General features: G+C 59.0%; 16 protein-coding genes. 13 read left to right on the top strand and 3 right to left on the bottom strand.

Features of this window, described 5'->3' with window-relative positions; translation table 11 throughout:
- Positions 1-5 precede the first annotated feature (5 nt).
- From mihF to AC1Z3F_RS05490, 6 genes are all read left to right on the top strand, one after another.
- Positions 6-341 carry an integration host factor, actinobacterial type gene (gene mihF, locus AC1Z3F_RS05515; protein ID WP_131088252.1) on the top strand — a complete coding sequence of 112 codons (336 nt, stop codon included), beginning with the start codon at positions 6-8 and terminating at the stop codon, positions 339-341.
- Between the two features lie 3 nt (positions 342-344).
- The gene (gene gmk, locus AC1Z3F_RS05510; protein WP_131088251.1) at positions 345-908 is read left to right on the top strand and encodes a guanylate kinase; all 564 of its coding nucleotides are present in this window, start codon (positions 345-347) and stop codon (positions 906-908) included.
- A gap of 11 nt (positions 909-919) precedes the next feature.
- Complete coding sequence (rpoZ, locus tag AC1Z3F_RS05505; RefSeq protein ID WP_131088250.1) at positions 920-1,180, top strand: DNA-directed RNA polymerase subunit omega; 261 nt, start codon at positions 920-922, stop codon at positions 1,178-1,180.
- 134 nt (positions 1,181-1,314) lie between these two features.
- Positions 1,315-2,538, top strand: coding sequence for a bifunctional phosphopantothenoylcysteine decarboxylase/phosphopantothenate--cysteine ligase CoaBC (gene coaBC, locus AC1Z3F_RS05500; protein ID WP_131088249.1), 1,224 nt, complete (start codon positions 1,315-1,317; stop codon positions 2,536-2,538).
- 80 nt (positions 2,539-2,618) lie between these two features.
- Positions 2,619-3,824: a methionine adenosyltransferase gene (gene metK, locus AC1Z3F_RS05495; RefSeq protein ID WP_131088248.1), complete on the top strand. Its 1,206-nt coding sequence runs from the start codon at positions 2,619-2,621 to the stop codon at positions 3,822-3,824.
- A 10-nt stretch (positions 3,825-3,834) separates the two neighbouring features.
- A complete protein-coding gene (locus AC1Z3F_RS05490) occupies positions 3,835-5,796 on the top strand; it encodes a primosomal protein N' family DNA-binding protein (protein ID WP_131088247.1) in 1,962 nt (653 codons plus the stop codon).
- On the opposite strand, the gene AC1Z3F_RS05485 is transcribed toward AC1Z3F_RS05490, so the two are convergent.
- A complete protein-coding gene (locus AC1Z3F_RS05485; protein ID WP_483566727.1) occupies positions 5,793-6,692 on the bottom strand; it encodes an alpha/beta fold hydrolase in 900 nt (299 codons plus the stop codon). The genes AC1Z3F_RS05490 and AC1Z3F_RS05485 overlap by 4 nt on opposite strands.
- Before the next feature lie 10 nt (positions 6,693-6,702).
- Positions 6,703-7,656 (bottom strand): sugar-binding transcriptional regulator, encoded by a 954-nt coding sequence (locus tag AC1Z3F_RS05480; protein ID WP_315973677.1) that lies wholly within the window; start codon positions 7,654-7,656, stop codon positions 6,703-6,705.
- A gap of 159 nt (positions 7,657-7,815) precedes the next feature.
- On the opposite strand from AC1Z3F_RS05480, the gene AC1Z3F_RS05475 reads away from it, so the two are divergent.
- The 3 genes from AC1Z3F_RS05475 to glpK are packed head-to-tail and all read left to right on the top strand — an operon-like array spanning position 7,816 to position 11,821.
- The gene (locus AC1Z3F_RS05475) at positions 7,816-9,495 is read left to right on the top strand and encodes a glycerol-3-phosphate dehydrogenase/oxidase (protein WP_131088244.1); all 1,680 of its coding nucleotides are present in this window, start codon (positions 7,816-7,818) and stop codon (positions 9,493-9,495) included.
- A gap of 59 nt (positions 9,496-9,554) precedes the next feature.
- Positions 9,555-10,283, top strand: a complete 729-nt coding sequence (locus AC1Z3F_RS05470) for an MIP/aquaporin family protein (RefSeq protein WP_131088243.1) — start codon at positions 9,555-9,557, stop codon at positions 10,281-10,283.
- 17 nt (positions 10,284-10,300) lie between these two features.
- Positions 10,301-11,821: a glycerol kinase GlpK gene (gene glpK, locus AC1Z3F_RS05465; protein WP_131088242.1), complete on the top strand. Its 1,521-nt coding sequence runs from the start codon at positions 10,301-10,303 to the stop codon at positions 11,819-11,821.
- A 118-nt stretch (positions 11,822-11,939) separates the two neighbouring features.
- On the opposite strand, the gene AC1Z3F_RS05460 is transcribed toward glpK, so the two are convergent.
- Positions 11,940-13,769 carry an HNH endonuclease gene (locus AC1Z3F_RS05460; RefSeq protein WP_131088241.1) on the bottom strand — a complete coding sequence of 610 codons (1,830 nt, stop codon included), beginning with the start codon at positions 13,767-13,769 and terminating at the stop codon, positions 11,940-11,942.
- Positions 13,770-14,058: 289 nt separating this feature from the next.
- Between AC1Z3F_RS05460 and leuS the strand changes: the two genes are divergently transcribed.
- The 4 genes from leuS to AC1Z3F_RS05440 are packed head-to-tail and all read left to right on the top strand — an operon-like array spanning position 14,059 to position 20,426.
- Positions 14,059-16,548 (top strand): leucine--tRNA ligase, encoded by a 2,490-nt coding sequence (gene leuS, locus AC1Z3F_RS05455; protein ID WP_207306457.1) that lies wholly within the window; start codon positions 14,059-14,061, stop codon positions 16,546-16,548.
- A 9-nt stretch (positions 16,549-16,557) separates the two neighbouring features.
- The gene (locus tag AC1Z3F_RS05450) at positions 16,558-17,496 is read left to right on the top strand and encodes a DegV family protein (RefSeq protein WP_483566726.1); all 939 of its coding nucleotides are present in this window, start codon (positions 16,558-16,560) and stop codon (positions 17,494-17,496) included.
- Positions 17,497-17,511: 15 nt separating this feature from the next.
- Complete coding sequence (locus AC1Z3F_RS05445) at positions 17,512-18,162, top strand: helix-hairpin-helix domain-containing protein (RefSeq protein WP_483566725.1); 651 nt, start codon at positions 17,512-17,514, stop codon at positions 18,160-18,162.
- Positions 18,159-20,426: a ComEC/Rec2 family competence protein gene (locus AC1Z3F_RS05440; RefSeq protein WP_483566724.1), complete on the top strand. Its 2,268-nt coding sequence runs from the start codon at positions 18,159-18,161 to the stop codon at positions 20,424-20,426. The genes AC1Z3F_RS05445 and AC1Z3F_RS05440 overlap by 4 nt, the downstream gene beginning before the upstream one ends.
- Positions 20,427-20,430 lie beyond the last annotated feature (4 nt).

Here is a 20,430-nt window from a genome sequence, read left to right as displayed (position 1 = left end):
GAACGATGGTACTGCGAGAACTCTCTGACGAAGATCGTATCCGGGCCCGCGCCAAAGCCCTTGCTGCCCGCACACGTCGTGCGGAAATCAAGGCTGAGTTCAGCGCCGGCAAAATTTCCATCACCGACGTACTAGACTTGGTATACGAAGATGAAGCCGTGGGACGCATGCGTGTCATGGACCTTCTGGAATCGGTGCCGGGCGTCGGCGAAGTACGCGCGGCAAACTTGTTGGAACGCCTTGGCATTTCCCCATCCCGCCGACTGCGTGGACTGGGGCGCAAGCAGCGCACCGCAATCACCGAGCACTTCAAGCAAAGCCCGCCAAAAACGAAAGTGTAGTCAATGACCGCTGCGTCGGTAACTGTTCTAGCCGGCCCCACGGCCGTAGGTAAGGGAACTGTCTCCACCTACATCCGTGACAACTACCCAGATGTCTGGCTCTCGGTGTCCGCAACGACACGAAACGCTCGACCAGGGGAACAGGACGGAGTTCACTACTTCTTTGTGGGCCCTGATCGTTTCCATGAGCTCGTCGAAGATGGGCAGATGCTGGAGTGGGCTGTAGTCCACGGCCAGAATAGCTACGGCACCATCCGATCGACGGTTGAAGATGCAGTGGCTGACGGCAAAAAGGTCCTGTTAGAGATTGATCTGCAGGGTGCACGTCAGGTGAAGGAGTCGATGCCGGAGGCAAAATTTGTCTTCCTGGCCCCGCCTTCGTGGGATGAATTGGTACGTCGCCTTGTGGGGCGTGGCACTGAATCGCCCGAAGAACAGCAACGTCGCCTAGAAACCGCTAAACTAGAACTTGCGGCGGAATCTGAATTCGACGTGACCATCGTTAATGACGATGTGGCACGTGCCGCCGAAGAGCTTGTAGCCCTCATGGGGCTTAAGAACGACTAATAGGGAGTCCTGTGTCCAACCTAGAGGGAATCATTAACCCATCGATCGACTCGTTGCTTGAGACCAACGACTCGAAGTACGCCATCGTGCTCAACTCGGCTAAGCGAGCACGCCAGATCAACGCTTACTACGCACAGCTGAATGAAGGCCTGTTCGAGTATGTTGGTCCATTGGTCGAGACCAAGCTGAACGAGAAGCCGCTGACCATCGCCTTGCGCGAACTGGATGAAACCTTACTCAAGGTCACTCCGGCAGAGGTCGTCGAGGACTAATTCAAAAGTTGGCGCCCTGATTAGGGCGCCTTCTTTTTGGTTAAGCACCTTTAAGCACAAGCCGTTGAGTCCCGTGGCAGTTTCTGCCAGCCGGCGGCTCGTCAATTAGCACCGACACTTCAAGGAAGTCCCTAGTGAAGCGAATCGTTCTAGGCGTCTCGGCAGGAATCGCTGCCTATAAGTCGGTCCTGCTCCTGCGTCTACTGCGCGAAGCCGGACACCACGTTGACGTGATCCCCACCAGCAACGTCGAAAACTTCGTCGGCGACGCCACCTGGGAAGCACTGTCGGGCAACCGCGTGACCTCCAACGTTTTTGACGGGGTTCAGGACGTGAACCATGTGCGACTAGGTCAGCTGGCCGATCTGGTCCTTGTTGTCCCAGCCACCGCAGACCTTATGGCTAAGGCCGCCGCCGGTTTGGCCAACGATCTGCTCACCGGCACTTTGCTGGCTACCCGCGCTCCGGTAGTGATGGCTCCGGCCATGCACACCGAGATGTGGCAGCACCCAGCCACGGTCGCCAACGTACAAACCCTGCGCGACAGGGGAGTGCGGATTATTAATCCGGCCACCGGGCGCCTCACGGGCAAGGATTCTGGCCCCGGACGCCTGCCTGAGCCCGAAGAAATTTTCGCTTCCGTTCAGGACCTACTCGGCGATGCGAGACTCGCCGGGACCAAGGTGCTGATTACCGCCGGCGGTACTCGTGAACCACTTGACCCGGTGCGGTTCTTGGGCAACCGTTCTTCGGGACGCCAAGGTGTGGCTCTGGCAGAAGCTGCAAGGGCAGCTGGCGCCGAAGTCACACTGATCGCCTGCCATTTGGAGGTGCCCGCCCCGCACGGGGTGACGCTGATCGAAGCCTCCAGCGCACAGGACTTGCATGAGGCGGTCTTCACCCATGCACCTGGTCAGGACGTGCTGATCATGAACGCCGCGGTCGCTGACTTCCGACCGGCAACGATCGAAAATTCGAAAATCAAGAAGCGCGATGAGTATTCCGCCCCCGTCGTCGAACTGGTGCGGAACCCAGATATTTTGGCCGAAGTGGTGGCGCAACGTGCCACCAACGCCCAGCTTCCGCCCTTCATCGTGGGATTCGCCGCTGAAACGGGCGATGAGCAGGGCACGGTTCTTGACTATGGACGCGCCAAACTCGCCCGTAAGGGATGCGAGATGCTGGTCGTGAATGAAGTTGGTGCCACGCTGACCTTTGGCCAGGACACCAACAGCATTCACGTGCTTTTTGCCGGCTCGAGCGACTCGGTCCATGCTGCCGGAAGCAAATTAGAGGTGGCCCGGGTCGTCATCGAACAGATTTCCCACGCAACAAAAGGACATGCTGCGCAAGAATAGTGAGCTGAGCCATGTGCGGCTTGGTCACGTATTGTCGCAACAACTGCTTAACGGTCCACCAGACCAGATAGAGTAACAAGGTGACTTCAACAACCCCTGAACTTCGTCTTTTCACCTCGGAATCCGTGACCGAGGGACACCCGGACAAGATTTGCGATCAGATTTCGGATGCGATCCTCGACGCCATGCTGGCGCAGGACCCCGATTCCAAGGTCGCCGTCGAGACCCTGACCACCACCGGACTGGTGCACGTGGCCGGTGAGGTGACCACCAACGGTTATGTCGAGATCCCTGAGATCGTCCGCAAAACCATTCTGGACATCGGCTACGACTCGTCGGCCAACGGTTTTGACGGCGCGCGTTGCGGTGTCTCCGTGTCGATCGGCCAGCAATCCCAAGAGATTCACGACGGCGTCTTCAACTCGCTGGAGTCGCGCGAAGGTACCGCTAAGGACCCGCGCGACCTGCAGGGCGCCGGGGACCAAGGCCTGATGTTTGGCTACGCTTCGGATGAAACCGACTCGCTGATGCCGACCCCGATCTTCCTCGCGCACCGTCTGTCCGAGCGTCTTACCCAGGTGCGAAAAAACGGTCGCATGCCGTTGCTGCGCCCGGACGGCAAGACCCAGGTGACCATCGGCTACGACGGTGATAAGCCGGTTTCGGTAGACACCGTGGTTGTCTCCAGCCAGCATGCCTCTGAGTACGAACTGGCCACCCTCAAGGCTGACCTGTATGAAGAGGTGGTCACCCCGATTCTGGAACGCTCAGGCCTGGACATGTCCAAGACCAATGTCATCTTGAACCCATCGGGTCCATTCATTATTGGTGGTCCGGTAGGAGACGCCGGTTTGACCGGGCGCAAGATCATCGTTGACACCTATGGCGGCTTCGCTCGCCACGGTGGTGGCGCCTTCTCCGGTAAGGACCCATCGAAGGTTGACCGCTCGGCCGCTTACGCCATGCGCTGGGTAGCTAAGAACGTGGTCGCTGCCGGCCTGGCACGTCGTGCCGAGGTCCAAGTTGCCTACGCTATCGGTGTGGCTCGCCCTGTCGGACTCTACGTCGAGACTTTCGGCACCGAAACCGTTGACCCAGCGAAGATCACCAAGGCCATCAACGAGGTCTTCGACCTGCGCCCACTGGGAATCATCGAAGATCTTGATCTGAAGCGCCCGATCTACCGCAAAACCGCTGCCCACGGCCACTTTGGCCGGGACGACAACGATTTTACCTGGGAGAAGCTGGACCGAGTGGACGCGTTGCGCAACTGGTTCAACGCCTAGGATCTACGCAGTGCAGCAAGACGCTCTGATCGCAGCACCCGAGCTGACCCGCCGTACGCGGGTTGCTCGGGTGCTGATTGATTCATCGGTTCCACATTTGGACCGGCTCTTCGACTACGAAATTCCCGACTCCATGGCCACCCAGGCCGTTGCGGGTATCCGGGTCAAGGTCCCTTTTGGGCACCAACAGCCCGCCGGGTTCATCGTCGAAATTCTCGAGGACCATGCAACGGCGATGAAGCTTAAGCCGCTGAGCAAAATCGTCAGCGAACAAGTCACGCTGTTCCCTGAAGTACTCCACGCAGCCGGCGAGGTGGCCACCCGCTATGCTGGAACTTTGTGGGATGTGGTGCGCTCGGCGGTTCCCGCGCGCGCCGCAAAGGTAGAAAAAGAGGAACTGGCCACCGTTAACCCGGAACTGCAGGAGACGCAGAACCAGATCGAGCGCTACGAAAATGGGCCTAGGGCGATCGAGGCGTGGTCAAGTGGGCAGCTGCTGCGAGCTGTGGCAACTTGGGTACCCAACATGCACGGTTTTTGGCCCGGGTTCTTGATGGACGCGGCCCGGCCTGTGCTTCAACGCGGCAAGCGGGTGTTGCTCATTGTGCCCGATGCGCGCGATGTAAAAATCCTCAGCCAGTACCTCGACGATCATTTTGGCCCGGAGTCCTATGCCCGGTTGCAAGCCGACGACGGGCCAACCCCGCGTTACCGGAACTTCCTGCGTGCCATCGGCGGACACGTGCAGATCGTCATCGGCACCCGTTCGGCGGCGCTCTGCCACGTGCCAGAGCTCGAATTGATGATTCTGTGGCAGGATGCGGACCAGTCGCACCGCGAACAGCGCGCCCCGTATCAGCACAGCCGCGAGGTGTTGCTACTGCGCAGCACCCAAGCCGGCATTTCTCTGCTGATCGCTAGTGCCTCCCGATCGGTTGAGGCACAGCGATTGGTCAGCACGGGCTGGGCGACCGAGCTGAAAATGCCGCGAGCAGCGCTGCGGGAACTCACCGCACGGGTCACGGCAACAACCAACGATTTTGAACTCGAGCGCGATCCGACCCTAGCCCGCGCCAGAATTCCGTCACTGGCCTGGCGGGAAGCAAGCAAGGCGCTAGAAACCGGTCCGGTTTTGGTGCAGGTAGCACGCACCGGCTTTGTCCCGGCCGTGGCCTGCCAGGACTGCCGCACACTAGCGCGCTGCACTCGGTGTCAGGGTCCGCTACACATCGCCGGCAAGGATTCTCATGTGGCCTGCCGCTGGTGTGGCGAGCAGTTCCACGACTACCGGTGCCAGAATTGTTCATCACCACGCATCCGAGCAGCCAGCATCGGGGCCGAGCGCACCGCCGACGAACTCGGGTTGGCCTTCCCGAAGGTCAGCGTTATTTCCTCCACCGGAGCAAAACCGGTCGAAAAAATACCTGATAAACCGGCGCTGGTGGTGGCCACACCAGGAGTAGAACCGTTGGTTGAAGGCGGCTACGCAGCGGTGTTATTGCTCGACGCCGACAAGATGCTCGCCCATGACTCCTTGCGAAACTCCGAAGAAGTTCTCGCCCGCTGGTTTACCGCCGCCTCCATGGCCCGAAGCGACGGCGTTGTAGTCCTCACCGGGCACCCCAGCCCTGCCGGGGCCTCGCTGGTACGTTATGACCCGGCCGGATTTGCCGATCGCGAATTGGCTGAACGCCGGGAGGTTGGTTTACCGCCAGCGGTGCGCAGTGCGATCATTTCCGGTCCTGGCGCGCAACGCCTGATCGCGGCCCTCGACGTTGAAACCCGTGCCCGGGTGCAAATTCATGGCCCGACGGTGATCGACGGTCCGCCAATTCAGCACCGCTACGTACTGTTCTTCTCCTACGCCGATGGACACGAGGTCACTGGCGCCCTGCGCCATCTGCGCTCGAGCATGTCTGCAGCGAAGGACCCGATCGTGACTATAACGATCGACCCCTACGACGTGCTCTAGGCGAGCGGTTCGCCGCTGGGCACGGAATCCGCTGTGGCCAACGCCGCTAGGAAACGCGCGATTTCGCTGGCGGTTTCTGGCGCCTTCTCGTAGTGGATCAGGTGCCCGACATTTTCCAGCATCGCCAACGACGCGTTGGCAAAACTACGCCGCAGCTGTTCTTGAGTTGCCGGGGTACCCAGTTCGTCCTGCATCCCGCCCACCATAAGGGTCGGCAGTTTAAGCTCGGGGGAGTAGTCCCCAACAGTGGCGGTGATCGACGCACGATAGGACTGCGCCAGGATGCTGCGCGTTTGGAATCCACCAAAGTAGGCGCGGTGTTGATCGCGAACATAGGCGCGGATCGCCGGATCCTTGCTTTTGGTCATCACCAGGCTCATGGCGTCGCTGAAAAGCTTCGATCGTAGCGCAGGTTCTGCCACGGCGGCGGGCAGTTTGGCGCACACCTCGTAGTAAGCGCTGGTGAGCTTGGCCAGCAGCGCCTGCGAAGAATCCAGTGCGAGTTCGGAGATGGGATTAAGCAAAACCAGCGATGCAAATTCTCGCTGCGTAGCCAATTTTGCGGCGACGATCGAGCCAAAGGAATGCCCAAGTAAGTGCACCCGGCCATCAAGGTGCAATTGCGAAGCCAGCTCATTGAGTATCTGCGCATAGCCAGAAACATCGTGCTCAATGTCGCGCATTGAGGTGGACGCACCAAAACCGGGCAGATCGGGCACAATCACCGTGTAGTGCTCAAGGTGGGAGACGATGCGGGCCAGACCGTGGTGGTCCCCGCGGAAGCCATGTACCGCAAAAATTACGCCCTGTGCCGGTTTGCGCGCCGTGGTGATGAAGACCTTGAGCGTCGAACCATTAATCTGGTGCGTGGATATTAGCTGTTGTCGTTGGTGCATAAGTGAAATCCTACCCGTCGAGCAACGCCAACGCGGTGCCCTCATCGATGACCAAGTCAGTCATCAGCCCACCCTTTAGCGCTCCGCGCACCGCCTCGAGCTTGCCGCGACCGGCGACAACGCAGAAGCGTGTAGGGACTTTGCGTAGCGAGTCCAGGGTCGGGCCGGTGGAGCGGGAATTAAGCGAAATGTTCGAGCTGTTGCCGTCCTTGTCAAAAAACACCGTGGCCACGTCCCCCACGACACCCATGACGCGTAGCTCCTGAGTCTCATTTTTGGTCAGGTATCCGCCGCGATAAACCTGCGAGATCACCGCGGAGCCAGCCGAACCGAGTGAAAACACGGCCACGTTCATTTCCTGCTGCACTTTCAGCACGCGCTTGATGGAGGTTTCCTGCCACATCGCCTCGCGTGTCGAAGCGCGATCAAAAAAGGCCGGAACTGGGAACTGTTCGGTTCGGGCGGTAAACGCATGGCCGAAGCGGGTGAGAATATCGCTGGCGTAGCTCACGCCACTGGTCACCGGGTTTGCCGCCCCATTAAGTTGGACGATCTTGGTGTCATGTGTCGGGTGGGGAGCGAGCGCTGTGGACACTGCCTGCATTGTTGAACCCCAGGCCACCCCGACGGTCATCGACGAGGAAATGATGTCAGCCAAAAGGTATGCGGCATGAGCAGACACACGAGAGAGCAGCTCGGAGTCATCCATTGAGCCATCAGTTGGCACCACGTTGAAGTTGATGCCGTAATGCTCGCTGAGCTGATTGCCCAAAAGTGCGGACATATTTGCGCTGGGGGTGATGCTGATCGAAACCATGCCGGTTCGCTTGGCGTGGGTCAGCAATCTGGACACCGTCGAACGTGAGGTGCCCAGCTCCTTGGCGATGACCTCCATTTTCATATCCTGCAGGTAATACAGCTGGGCTGCTCGCAGCGCGTCCTTGGCTCGGGGAGTCGTGTGCACGGATGTGCCAGGCGCACCCCGTTTATAGGTTCCTCCGGACGGTGTTTTCATCATCAATCTGACCGTTTCTGCACATTTGTGCAATTTGTTTGACCGAATGGCCGTTCTGTTACAAGACTAGCCTCAGACTTATTCAATTGTTACTAAGGGGCACAAATCGTGATTCGTGAACAGCTATCCAAACTGCGCGAACGCCCGCAGGCGCGGGTATTGGTTGTTGGCGGTGGCATCAACGGCGTAGCGACCTTCCGCTACCTCGCGATGCAGGGCATCGATGTGGCGCTGATCGAGCGTGGTGACTACAGCCAAGGTGCTTCTGGGGCCAGCTCGCACATGATTCACGGCGGCATTCGCTACCTTGAAAACGGCGAATTCCGCCTGGTCCACGAATCCGTTCAGGAACGCAACTCGCTGCTGGAAATCGCACCACACTACGTGAAGCCGCTACAGACGACGATCCCGATCTTCTCCACCTTCTCCGGAATCCTCAGCGCGCCGACGCGCTTCCTCACCCACAAGTCCGGCAAGCCAACCGAGCGCGGCGCCGCACTCATCAAAGCCGGCTTGATCATGTACGACGTGTTCGCCGGCATTGGTGGACGCAACACCCCATGGCACACATTCAAGTCGGGCAAGGCCGCCCGCGCGGACCTGCCAAAGCTTCGCAACGACGTGAAGTACACCGCCACCTACTTCGACGCTTCGGTACACAACCCTGAGCGCCTGACCTTGGACGTCCTGCGTGAAGGTCTGGATGCTCACCAGAGCGCCCGTGCCAGCAACTACATCGAACTTACTGGTGTGGATGGTGGTACCGCGAAGTTGCGCGACGTACTCACGGGCGAAGAATTCGACTTCGACGCCGAGGTCATCATCAACGCCACCGGCGCCTGGGTCGACTTGACCAACAAGGAGCTGGGCCGAGAGACCAAGTGGACTGGTGGCACCAAGGGTTCGCACATCGTGCTCGATCACCCTGAGCTGCTTGAGGCTACCGGCGGGCGTGAGATCTTCTTCGAACACGAAGATGGCCGCGTTGTCTTGATCTACCCAATGCTCGGCCGTGTATTGGTTGGTACCACCGACCTCGAGCACGACATGAACGAGCCAGCGGTGTGCACCGACGAAGAAGTCCAGTACTTCTTCGACTTGATTCGCCACGTCTTCCCGACCATCAAGGTCAACGAGCAGGACATCGTCTACAAGTTCTCCGGAGTCCGCCCGCTGCCGAACCACGATGACACGGCGCCAGGATTTGTCTCCCGCGACTACCAGGTCAAGGAAACTCGCCTGACAGACCAGACCACGATGCTCTCGTTGATCGGCGGCAAGTGGACTACCTTCCGCGCGCTGAGCGAGAACCTTGGTAGCAAGGCGCTAGAGTTCTTGGGTGAACGCCAGGTGCAGTCCACCGCTGGAGTTGCCATCGGCGGCGGTAAGAACTTCCCGATGAACGATGGGGCTCTGTCGGCATGGTACGCAGCTCGCGAGTCAAAGGCTTCGCATGACCGCCTGCGCATTTTGTTTGAACGCTACGGTACCCGTGCTGATCAGGTGATGGCACAATTGGGTGACAATGAGCAACTGCTGGAAAACACCAACGAGCTCTCAGTTCAAGAAATCGCATACTTGGCTGAAAACGAGCAGGTCGGACGCCTGATTGACGTATTTATTCGCCGCACCAACCTGGCCTTCCGTGGCCTGGTGACAAAGGATTTGGTCAACGAGGTAGCACATTACCTAGCTGACCCAATGGGTTGGGATCAATCTCAACTACAAGCCGAAATCGACCATTCGCTCTCGGTTCTCGCAGAACGCCATGGAGTCATCCTGAGCTAATCTGCCACGTGGTCGGCGGCAAGGAGCCGCCGGCAGTCGAAATCACTAAGAGGTCAAAGATGTCCACTCACGTGTTTCTTGCCGAGCTTGTCGGCACATTTATTCTCCTGTTGATGGGTGGCGGCGTCTGCGCGAACGTTGCCCTCAAAGGAACCCTCGGTAGTGCCGCAGGCTGGGTCGCTATCAGCTTCGGCTGGGGCCTTGGCGTTTACTGTGGTGTCTGGATCGCGGGGATCTCCGGAGCCCACCTGAACCCGGCTGTTACCTTGGGTCTGTTGGTCAACCCCGATGTTGCAGAATACGCACCCGGCGTTGCCAAAACCTTGGCCAACACCTTGCTGTACTTCTTGGCGCAGTTCATCGGTGCCTTCCTTGGCGCCGTAGGCACTTGGCTTACCTACAAGAAGCACCTGGATGATCCACAGAACGCGGGCACCCAGCTGGGTGTCTTCGCTACCGGTCCAGCAATTCGTTCCTATGGCTGGAACATGGTCACCGAGATCTTTGGTACCTTCGTCTTGGTCTTTGTGATCGCCGGTCTGGGACACACTCCGCATGAGCTTGGCCCACTGGCAGTTGCGTTGTTGGTTGTAGCCATCGGCCTGTCTTTGGGTGGTGCCACCGGTTACGCCATCAACCCGTTCCGCGACCTTGGTCCACGCGTTGCCCACGCCATCTTGCCAATTCAGGGCAAGGGCTCCTCGGACTGGGCCTACTCGTGGGTTCCATTGGCCGGGCCAGCTGTCGGCGGTATTCTTGGCGGTCTTGTTGCCGCTCTAATGTTCTAGAAAGTGAGCAGTAAATCATGAGCGAAAAATTTGTGATCGCCATTGACCAGGGCACAACCAGCTCCCGCGCGATTGTCTTCAATCATGCAGGTGATGTGCACTCGGTTGGCCAGCTAGAGCACGAACAGATCTTCCCGGCAGCAGGTTGGGTTGAGCACGATCCCGCTGAAATCTGGAACAACGTGCGCGAAGTGATCGGCCAGGCACTGTCCAAGGCCAATCTGACCCGTCACGACATCGAGGTCGTCGGTATCACCAACCAGCGTGAGACCACCGTTGTGTGGGACAAGAACACCGGCGAAGCGGTTTACAACGCGATCGTTTGGCAGGATACGCGCACCCAGGACATCGTCGACGAGCTAGCTGCTGACGGTGGGCTGGACCGCTACAAGCAGACCGTGGGCCTGCCGCTGGCAACCTACTTCGCTGGCACCAAGATCAAGTGGATTCTTGATAATGTCGACGGTGCTCGTCAGCGGGCTGAAGCCGGCGACCTATTGTTCGGCACCACTGATAGCTGGGTTTTGTGGAACCTGACCGGTGGCACCGATGGCGGTGTGCACGTCACGGACGTGACCAACGCTTCGCGCACCCTGTTCATGGACCTGAAGACCCTGCAATGGGACGAGAAGATCCTCGCTGATTTTGGTGTTCCGGCCTCCATGATGCCCGAGATTCGTTCCTCCTCCGAGGTGTACGGCACCGTGCACACCAAGCAGTTGCTTCGTGAAGTGCCAGTTGCCGGCATTCTCGGTGACCAGCAGGCAGCAACCTTTGGGCAGGCAGCCTTTACCGCCGGTACCGCGAAGAACACCTACGGCACCGGTTGCTTCCTGATCTTCAACACCGGCACCGAAATCGTGAACTCAACCAATGGTCTACTGACCACCATGGCCTACAAGCTGGGTGATGAAGCTCCGGTGTACGCACTGGAAGGCTCGATTGCGGTGGCCGGCTCGTTGGTTCAGTGGTTGCGCGACAACATCGGCATGATCTCTTCGGCACCAGAAATTGAAGAGCTCGCAGCCAAGGTTGATGACAACGGTGGCGTGTACGTTGTCCCTGCCTTCTCGGGTTTGTTCGCCCCTTACTGGCGTTCGGACGCACGCGGTGCGATTGTGGGCCTAACTCGTTACGCCAACAAAAACCACATCGCTCGTGCAGCTTTGGAGTCCACCGCGTTCCAGACTCGCGAAGTACTCGATGCGGTGAACGCCGATGCCGAGGTGCCATTGACCGAACTCAAGGTTGATGGTGGGATGGTTGCCAACGAAGCGCTAATGCAGTTCCAGGCAGACATCTTGGGCGTGCCAGTGGTTCGCCCGAAGGTCACTGAAACCACGGCGCTGGGTGCAGCTTACGCAGCAGGTCTCGCAGTTGGGTTCTGGAAGGACCTCGGCGAGCTGGAGTCCAACTGGGCTGAGGACAAGCGCTGGGAGCCTGAAATGGATGAAAAAACCCGTGAACGTAATCTGCGCCTCTGGAAGAAAGCGGTAACCCGCACCTTCGATTGGGTAGACGAAGACACGAAGGCGTAATTCGCCAACGGTTGACCTTTACCGGAGCAGAACGACGACGCTCGAACCACATTTGCTGGTTCGAGCGTCGTACTTTTTATGCGCATTGCGCGCCCGAGCCAGGGTTCTGTGTCTGGCTTCAGGCATGGTGGTCGGGATGGTCTAGCTGGTCGGCAGGATCCGCTTGACGGCGCGGGGGAGACTCACCTGCTTGGCGGGCGCCCCAATAGGTGTTGCGACGTGGCTTCTGCTCGGGATCCTCATGCTCGGGCAGGATCACATGGGGAAGCCCCTCCACGTTGATGACTTTGATCTGCCCAGCGTGGCGCTTGTGGTGATCCCCGGTGCACATTCCGGCTCCGGACCAGACACTGGTTTCGCCGCCCTCGGACCATGGAATCTCGTAATGATCGGTCTCCACTTGATCAGGGGGCGCGGTGCAGTCGGGCACAATGCAGCCGCGATCGCGAGCCATGATCGCTTCACGAATCGGGCCCTTGTGGTAACGCATCTTGCGCCCCATATCTAAAGGTTGGCTATTGCCGCCGAGCACCAGCGGGATGATGTCCGCTTTGGCCAGCAACTGCCGCAGCTCGCCGGGCGGAATGTCCACCCCGTTGGCGGTCATGCCATGAGCATCGGCCAAATTCTGCAAATCTGCCAGCCAGAGGTAAACGACAAACTTAGGAACCACGACTTTTCGTTTTCCGCCCACGTAGGGTGCAGCGAGTAGGGACATGAGCGCGTTGAGTCGTCGCACATGAACGTCGGGACCGGTGGTTGCTGATTCCTGAGTCTCGGTGGAACCGGTTGAATCGGTATCAGCGGTATCAGCGGTGTCGGCCTCGGGGTCGGAACCGGCCCACGGTGGCATGGGTTCCTCGCTGCGCAGCCAATCTGGTGTGCCAAGGTCGTCGGCTGCGGGGTCTGGAACGTCGTGATTGGCATCAGACCCGTTTGCGCCGTCCTGGTTTTTCCCCGTCCGGTCCTGATCGGACTGGCGATCGGCTCGTCCAGCCTGGGTCCGCGGGTTGCCAGCGCGGGCTGCAATGGAACGGATCAGCTGTGCGTCACTCGCGTTGGTGCGTAGCGAAAAACAATGCACCCCATTGACGACCGAGCCAATAAACAGCCCAAGCTTTGGTGGTAGCTTCTTGCCATTGAGGTCTTTGTAGATCTTGATTTCGGCGTTGATCTGCTTGCGAGCTTCCAGCGGCGAAAGCCCGCTCAAGTGCTTGGCAGCGCACGCATCAAGCGTGTTGCCATCGGTACCTCGCGCCACGATTTCGCATTCGGTCCCTTCGAAGGTGGTGTCCGGTGGCTCCAAGCTGTTAAGTTGGCGAGCCACAGACACCACTGCTCGTCGGTTCGTTCTCCCTTGGCTGTAAAGCTGTGCTAGTTCAGGCAGGCGAGGAGCGCAAATAGTGCCCTCGGCGGTTCGTCGACCGATCAGCAGGTGGGCGTCGTCGATCCGTTGCTGCGCTTCAAAGTAACTAATACCCGTCCACGCCGCCAGAAGTTCGCCCGCGTTTTTGTAACAGGGACGGCCGGCAATAAAGTGCGGCTCGCCAGCAAAAATCTCGTCGTCGAAACATCCCTCGAAGTCACCCTCAAACACCCCATCCGGCGCGGTAGCCATCGGTGAAGTCGCCGGTGAATTAGGCGGCGCGGCGCGTCTTAGCGCAGCATAAGTTTCCAGGCTCAACGCATGGGCGCCGCTGACCTCGGCGTCCAGGGCGAACGTGAGCTGAGACAGGTGAATTTGCTGGGCGAAGCGCTCCACCAATTCGCCGTGGGCCAGGATCAAGCGCGGATCGCCGGTGCGATGCACCAGCGACCCTAACGCCGTGAACAACGCAAGCAGTAGGTAACCCACACGTAGCAACATCCCCGCGGTGAGCCCCGGCCCGAAAATGAGGCAGGAGCGACACGCGGTGCGTAGTGCGGCGATGAGTGCTGAGCTGTTCATGGGTCCATGATCGAACTCAGAAAACAGCGCGGCTGCGATCGGGCACCGGTTGTGGACAAGCAGTGCGGCCCAGAAAATTCAGCTGTGTTCAATCTTGCCCTTCACCGATGCACCCGGGACAGGGCCCAATGCGATAGAATCGCGGTATGAATTGCCAGCACAACCTAGCCTAAGCACGGCCAACAGGCCGTACCCCCGAGTGGAAATTTGGGGGCTTTTGTTATGTCTGGAACCAAAAACAAGTTTTTTCCTATCGGAAATTTTCTGCAAGGCGTGTGAGAAGAGCAGCGTGACATCATCGACGAACGAACCTAGGACCTACGACTTCAAGGACATCGAGTCCAAGTGGCTGCCGGTATGGGACGAGCTAGAAGTGTTCAAGCCCGCCGATGATGGCAGTCGGGAACGTCGCTACGTTTTGGACATGTTCCCTTACCCATCGGGGGACCTGCACATGGGCCACGCGGAAGCGTTTGCCATGGGCGATGTGGTCTCGCGCTACTGGCGCCTGCGCGGTTACGACGTGATGCACCCGATCGGCTGGGACTCCTTCGGCCTGCCAGCAGAAAATGCTGCGATCAAGCGCAACACCCACCCGGCAGAGTGGACCTACAAAAACATCGACACCCAGGCCGCTAGCTTTAAGCGCTATGCCATCTCGGCCGACTGGGATCGTCGAGTACATACTTCCGATCCTGAGTACTACCGCTGGACCCAGTGGCTGTTTAACAAGTTCTACGAAAAGGGCCTAGCCTACCGCAAGGATCACCCGGTGAACTGGTGCCCTAAGGACCAGACGGTGCTCGCCAACGAGCAGGTTGTTAATGGCGCCTGTGAGCGTTGTGGCACCGCGGTGACCAAAAAGAGCCTGAACCAGTGGTACTTCAAGATCACCGACTACGCCGATCGGCTGCTCAACGACATGGAACAGCTCAAAGGCCACTGGCCTGAGCGTGTGCTGTTGATGCAGAAGAACTGGATCGGCCGCTCTGAAGGCGCAGAAGTGACCTTCGAGATCGAAGCCACCGAAGCCAAGGCCGCGGTGAAGATTCCGGTATTCACCACCCGCCCGGACACCCTCTACGGTGCAACCTTCATGGTGGTCGCTGCGGATGCCGATCTGGCCAGTGAGCTGGTCACCGATGAGCACCGTGGCGCCCTGGAGGAATACCAGGAGCAGGTTAAGGCGCTGAGCGAAATTGAGCGCCAGTCCACCGAGCGTGAGAAGACCGGTGTGTTCACCGGCCGTTACGGCATCAACCCGCTCTCGGGCGAAAAGCTGCCAATCTGGGCTGCCGACTACGTGCTGGCCGACTACGGCACCGGAGCCATCATGGCGGTTCCTGCGCACGATCAGCGCGACCTGGACTTCGCTCGCACCTTCAACTTGCCAGTGCGTGTAGTTGTTGAAACCGGTTTGGACGATCCGAATGAAACCGGCATCGCCGCCACTGGCGAAGGCCAACTGATCAACTCGGGCGAGCTGTCCGGGCTGGGCAAGACCGAAGCCATCAGCAAGGCGATCGACATCGTGGAAGCTGCCGGTACCGGTAAGCACACGATCAACTTCCGCCTGCGTGACTGGCTGTTGAGCCGCCAGCGTTTCTGGGGTACGCCGATCCCGATCATCCACTGTGCTGATTGTGGCGAGGTTCCGGTTCCCGATGACCAGCTGCCGGTTCGCCTGCCAGATAATCTGCGCGGCGAGCAGTTGGCTCCTAAGGGCACCAGCCCGCTGGCTGCCGTTGAAGAGTGGGTCAACGTGGCCTGCCCTAAGTGTGGCGGCGCAGCCAAGCGCGACACCGACACCATGGATACCTTCGTGGACTCCTCGTGGTACTTCCTGCGCTTTGTCTCCCCGAACTACACCGAGGGACCCTTTGATCCGCAGGCCGTGCGTGACTGGATGCCAGTGGGACAGTACGTCGGTGGTGTTGAGCACGCAATTTTGCACCTGCTCTACTCGCGCTTCTTCACCAAGGTCGTCCATGATTTGGGTCTGATCGACGTCGACGAGCCTTTCAGCGCGCTGCTGAACCAGGGCCAGGTGCTCAACGGTGGCAAGGCGATGAGCAAGTCGCTGGGCAACGGCGTTGACTTGGGCGAACAGCTGGACAAGTTTGGCGTGGACGCAGTGCGTCTGACCATGGTCTTCGCTTCGCCGCCAGAGGACGACGTGGACTGGGCCGACGTATCCCCATCGGGTTCGCAGAAGTTCCTGGCTCGCGCTTGGCGCATCGCCCAGGACAGCACCAGCGAAGCCGGCGTGGACTACGCTTCGGGCGACAAGGCCCTGCGTCAGATCACCCACCGCACCGTGCACGAATCGGCGCAATTACTTGATTCGGGCAAGTTCAACGTGGTGATCGCCAAGACCATGGAACTGGTCAACGCAACGCGCAAAACCATCGACTCCGGTGCCGGGGCAGCGGATCCTGCAGTACGTGAAGCAGCCACCGTAGTTGCTCAGCTGCTGAGCATGTTCGCACCGTACACCGCCGAGGACATGTGGGAAGCCTTGGGTTACGCCCCAAGCGTTGTCACTAGCGCCTGGCCAACCGTTGATCAAAACCTGCTGGTAGATGACACCGTCACCGCCGTCGTGCAGATCAAGGGCAAGGTTCGTGCACGTCTTGAGGTATCGGTAGACATTAGCGAAGATGAACTGCGCGAGCAGGCGCTAGCCCATGAAGCAGTGGTGAAGATGCTTGATGGCAAGGCACCGCTGAAGGTCATTGTGCGTGCGCCGAAACTGGTGAACGTGGTTCCTGCACCGTAGGCTCGGTACATGAACGAACGACAGAAAAGCTCGCGCGCGGGTTGGCTGCCTAAATGGCTGGCCCCGCGCGGGCTTTCGCGTCCGCTGATCGGCATCGTCAGCGATTCTGCCTCCTGCCTTCCGCAGTCTTACCGCGATCGTGCCGGCCTAATTGAAGTCACCGTCCCGATCATCGTGGACAACCACCTGCAGGGTGATGACCCGCAGGCGCTGATGATGGGTCTGGCCATGGGCAAGAGTGTCAAAACCTCGCGCCCGGCACCTGGCGAATTTGCTCGCGCTTACCGCGCCCTGCTTGATGCCGGATGTCATCAAGTGCTCTCCATTCACTTTTCTGGCGCGTTATCCGGAACCGCCGACGCTGCCCGATTGGCCGCAGCAAGTTTTGGCTCTGCGGTGTGCGTGGTGGACTCACAAACCGTGGCCCTGCCGCTGGGATTTGCGTTGGCCGACGTACTCGACGCCAGGGATGCCGGCGCCCCGCTCGAGGTGCTAAAAAACATTGCCGAACAGGCAACCCTAAACACCGTGTACTTTGCCGTGCCCAGCCTGGAGCAATTGCGCCGTGGCGGCCGGATTAGCGCGCTGTCCTCGGTGCTTGGCAACCTGCTGAACGTCAAACCGATCCTGACCATTGATCAGGGCAGCATCACCGCGCTGGAAAAACCTCGGTCCTTTGCTCGTGCGCAGGCACGCTTAGTTTCCTTGGCCTTACGCGATGCTCGCGAAGTGGGTAGCAACGCGCGGCTCGGGGTAATGCATTTTGGCGCCGAAGAACTAGCCACAGAAATCGCTACCGAGCTGGCCCCCTTTAGCTGCCAGCCAGTGGTGATCGAGTCCTTGCCCGCGGTCCTCGCCGCGCATACCGGCATGGGTGTGTTGGCTGTGGCCGTCGCAGCTCTTGATCCACAACCGGATAGTGAAGCTGCGGGGCACCGGACGCCCTAACCCATACTGTGGGGCATGGGCCGTCACGATTTTTTCAGCAAGTACGCGCCGCGTCCGGGCCGCCTGCGGTTTGCTGTGTCGCGCGCGGCAGTGCTCGCCCTGGTCATCGTGGTGCTTGGCTGGATCGCGATCTCGATCCTTCTGGCCCCGCCACCGGCTACGCATGAACTAGAAACCGTTCCACTTGACGCCAACCCCACCGCCAGTGGCTCCACCACCTCGACCGCATCCTCAAGTCCTGCTGGTCCTAAAGTCACCGTGCATGTGGTTGGTGCGGTCAAAAAGCCGGGGGTTTACGAGCTGCCTGAAGGCTCGAGGATCACCGATGCGGTGAAAAGAGCTGGCGGCCTGAGCCACAATGCTCAACCGCAACTGGTGAATCTTGCTGCCAAGCTCGTCGACGGCCAGCAAATTATCATGCCCGGCACCGGTGTGGATACCTCCGCTCAACAACTTCCTGCGCCATCCCAAGACGCCAAAGTTTCGATCAATAGTGCGGACTCCGAGGCGCTGCAAGAACTACCCGGCATCGGACCGGCCTTGGCGGAACGGATTATTGAATTCCGCACCAAAAACGGACCGTTTAATACCGTAGAAGAGCTGGATGCGGTGTCCGGGATTGGGCCGGCGATGCTCGAAAAGCTCACGGAATTGGTGGTGCCGTGAATACCGACTTTCGTGGGCTGTGGTTGTTGGCAGGCGCTTGGATGGCCGCCTCTTTCAGGATGCCGCCAGCGTTGCTGGTCGCGTTAATCGTTGTCCTCGGTTTGCTGCTGGCTCTGTTGCTGCGCCGGCGACATGACGGTGCGCATTCCACTCCGTGGTTCACCGGACCAATCGTGCTGCTGCTCGGATTGCTTGCCGTAAGTTTTCTCGGTACCACCCATAGCCCGTGCACGCTTCCGAGCGGTTCCGAACAGCAACGTCGCGCCATTCTCAGCTTTGAAGATAGCTCGCTTAAACCCGTCGAAGGCGTGTTTAAAGGCAGTGCCAGCATCCAACGCTACTGGCGCGATGATGCGTGGGTGCTATGTGAAGTGCCGGTATATCTCACCGTTGAGTACCCGATGCCAGTGCAGACCGGAGAATTTGAAACCATCGTGAGCCTTCAGCCGGCCGACGCTGGAACCTTTGCCTGGTGGGCTCGAGCAACCAGCGAACCCAAGGTGATATCGCTAGCAAAACTAACTGCGGCAGACTACCTGAAGCAGCGATTCACACACTCGCTGCAAGATTTGCCCAGCAACGCTCGTGCCTTGCTTCCGGGCATGCTCTACGGAGACCGCTCGGGGCAAGACGAGGAACTGTCCACCGCGATGAAGACCAGTGGCCTGAGCCACCTGACGGCAGTAAGCGGATCAAATATTGCATTGCTCGCTGCCATTGTCCTGTCACTGCTCCGGGTGTTCTCGATTGCTCGGATACCTAGCGCCGTACTGATGATTGGTGCGGTGGCGCTGTTCACCTGGTTTGTCGGCCCGGATCCAAGTGTGCTTCGAGCCAGCTTGATGGGCAGCATTGCGGTGCTTTCCTTGCTGGCCGGCAGGGGACAGGTTTCCCTGGGAATCCTTTCGCTCAGTGCAACGATCTTGTTGTTGGTTGACCCCGGGTTAGGCGTGGAACCAGCCTTTGCCCTGTCAGTGTTGGCGACGCTCGGTATCATCATGCTCTCGCCGGCCCTGACCGAAATATTTATTCAGTTCCTTCCGTCCTGGTTAGCCGAGCTCACCGCCATTTGTTGCGCAGCACAGTTCACTTGTCTGCCGGTGATCATCGCCCTGAACTCAAACTTCAGCCTGTATTCGCTACCTACAAACCTGGTGGTCGGTCCATTGCTGCCCTTGATCACTGCGGTTGGCATGGTGTGCCTCTTGCTGTGTACTCCATTGCCGTCCGTCGCACATATTTTGCTATGGGTTCCAGGGCTACCAGCTGAGCTAATTGGCAGAACTGCCCACTTCTCGGCCCAACTTCCTGGCGCAGCTCGGCCCTGGCCAACAGGCCTACCCGGAATCATTCTGGCAATATTCCTAGCCACGGTGCTGTGTATCCTGCTCATCACCGGTCGGGAGACTGAGCAGGTCAGGATCCGCCACGTTTCTTTGGGACTCGCGGGTGCACTGTTGGTCTTTGTCGCAGCACTTGTTCTTCCTGCGACCCTGTTCTACCGCGTTCCCGTGGATTCCGACTGGAACATTGCCATGTGCGACGTTGGTCAGGGTGATGCCCTGGTGATCAATCTAGGCAATCACCAAGGCTGGTTAATAGACGCTGGCCCGCCAGACAGTGGAGTTGTTCAATGCTTGCGACGATTGAACATCAACGAACTACCAACAGTGTTTATCACGCATTCGCACGCTGATCATTTCGGGGGAGTCGTGCAATTGGAGTCATCTGGCATCAAGATCGGTCGCCGGGTGGTTTCGGCCGGATTCGATATTAACAAGTGGCCCGGAGCAGAAGTCATCGCGTCAGGATTCTCGCAGACCTACGGAAGCATCAGTTACCAGGTACTTGGCCCAGATTCCAGAGCGGCAAAAACGGCCGAGCCCAATGACACTTCGCTTGTTATGCGGTTCCATTTTCATCGGGCAACTGGGAACATAGATTTCTTCGCGGCCGGAGATATGGAGACGGAAGCAATGCATCAGCTGTTGCAGAAATTTCCACAGGGTCCGGCTGCAGTTCTTAAGGCGTCCCACCACGGGGCACGAAACGGTGGCACCGAGATCATTGAGGACATTTCTCCTGAGGTGCTGCTCATCTCTGATAGCAAGGACAACTCCTATGGACACCCACATCCCGAAACCCTGAAGGCGGCCCAAGAAGTAGGCGCAAAAGTTTTTAGAACTGACCAGTCAGGTACCGTGCTTCTCACATTTGCGGAGCAAGGTGTTCTGAGTTCCTCCTTAGGTTCACCAGTTCGGTAGGATC

The sequence above is a fragment of the Glutamicibacter sp. MOO4 genome (genome assembly GCF_056934395.1).
This window is presented reverse-complemented; position numbering and strand designations above follow the sequence as displayed.

What these genes read in the sequence shown, in the direction of transcription:
- AC1Z3F_RS05445 (WP_483566725.1), top strand. Translation starts at nt 17,512, where the DNA reads ATGGGCCGTCACGATTTTTTCAGCAAGTACGCGCCGCGTCCGGGCCGC.
- AC1Z3F_RS05450 (WP_483566726.1), top strand. Translation starts at nt 16,558, where the DNA reads ATGAACGAACGACAGAAAAGCTCGCGCGCGGGTTGGCTGCCTAAATGG.
- AC1Z3F_RS05460 (WP_131088241.1), bottom strand. Translation starts at nt 13,769, where the DNA reads ATGAACAGCTCAGCACTCATCGCCGCACTACGCACCGCGTGTCGCTCC.
- glpK (WP_131088242.1), top strand. Translation starts at nt 10,301, where the DNA reads ATGAGCGAAAAATTTGTGATCGCCATTGACCAGGGCACAACCAGCTCC.
- mihF (WP_131088252.1), top strand. Translation starts at nt 6, where the DNA reads ATGGTACTGCGAGAACTCTCTGACGAAGATCGTATCCGGGCCCGCGCC.
- AC1Z3F_RS05485 (WP_483566727.1), bottom strand. Translation starts at nt 6,692, where the DNA reads ATGCACCAACGACAACAGCTAATATCCACGCACCAGATTAATGGTTCG.
- AC1Z3F_RS05470 (WP_131088243.1), top strand. Translation starts at nt 9,555, where the DNA reads ATGTCCACTCACGTGTTTCTTGCCGAGCTTGTCGGCACATTTATTCTC.
- gmk (WP_131088251.1), top strand. Translation starts at nt 345, where the DNA reads ATGACCGCTGCGTCGGTAACTGTTCTAGCCGGCCCCACGGCCGTAGGT.